At 75.8% G+C, this 1,025-nt stretch carries 2 pseudogenes; one reads left to right on the forward strand and one right to left on the reverse strand.

Features of this window, described 5'->3' with window-relative positions:
- Positions 1 to 661, reverse strand: a pseudogene (locus tag B8460_RS17550) (alpha-D-ribose 1-methylphosphonate 5-triphosphate diphosphatase); the annotation flags it as partial.
- A gap of 132 nt (positions 662 to 793) precedes the next feature.
- Between B8460_RS17550 and B8460_RS17560 the strand changes: the two are divergent.
- Positions 794 to 1,025, forward strand: a pseudogene (locus B8460_RS17560) (N-acetyl-gamma-glutamyl-phosphate reductase); the annotation flags it as partial.

Below are 1,025 nucleotides of genomic sequence, written 5' to 3' on the forward strand. Positions count from 1 at the left end.
GGTTGGCGTCGCGGTGGCGGGCGCGCTGGTCGAGCAGGCCCGCGATCTGCGCGTCGATCTGCGCGTCCGACAAGCCGTCGCGCCGGCGCAGCGCCCGCCAATGGGCGACGTCGCCGTACTGGCCGATGCCGGGCGTGTGGTCCATCAGGCTCGCGAGGCGCAGGCGCGGATGGTCGGCGACGCGGTCGAGCAGGGCCGGCATGCCGGGCGCCGGCATCTCGCAGCGCAGATGCAGAAAGTGCTCGGCCCGCAGCAGGCCGGTCGGCGCCAGCGCGTCGAGATCGGCGATGCCGTCGAGGAAGGTCTGGTGGCGGTCGGGCTCGAAGCCGAGATCGCCGAGGCAGAGGGCGTCGAGCACCGTGGTGATGCCCGCCGCCGCGCAATGCGCGTCATGCGCCAGCAGGGCGGAGCGGGAGGGCCAGCGCGCGTTGCTGCGCGGCAGCACCTGCCGTTCCAGGTTGTCGGTGTGCAGGTCGATCAGGCCCGGCAGGAGGTAGTCGCTGTCGAGGTCAAGATGGGCGGCGGCGGGCGGGCGGGCGTCGTCGTCGATCGCGGCGATGCGGCCATCGGCCACCGCCAGCGTGCCGCGCCGCACCGTATCGGGCAGCACGAGGCGCGCGTTCGCCAGGATGAGGCTTGGCAGGACGGTGGCGGGGGCCATCGCCCGCGGATATCGGGCAAGAGGGGCGGCGGCGCAACGGGCGGCGGGGCGGCGGGAGGGCTGCACCGCCGGCGCTGGTCGGGCGGCGGTTTGCCGCTATCCTCCGGCTCCCTGTGCGTGGAGGGTTGCGGCATGGCGCGCGTGTTCATCGACGGCGAGGCGGGGACCACCGGGCTCGGCATCCGCGCGCGTCTCGCGGACATGGCTGGGGTCGAACTGCTGCGCGTGGCCGAGGCGCGGCGCAAGGACGCGGCCGCGCGGCGGGAGCTGTACGCGGCGGCGGACGTGGCGATCCTGTGCCTGCCGGACGAGGCGGCGCGCGAGGCGGTGGCGATGGCGGCGGCGCTGGGGCCGGACGCGCCGC

This window comes from Acidisphaera rubrifaciens HS-AP3, assembly GCF_000964365.1.
Lineage (GTDB): Bacteria > Pseudomonadota > Alphaproteobacteria > Acetobacterales > Acetobacteraceae > Acidisphaera > Acidisphaera rubrifaciens.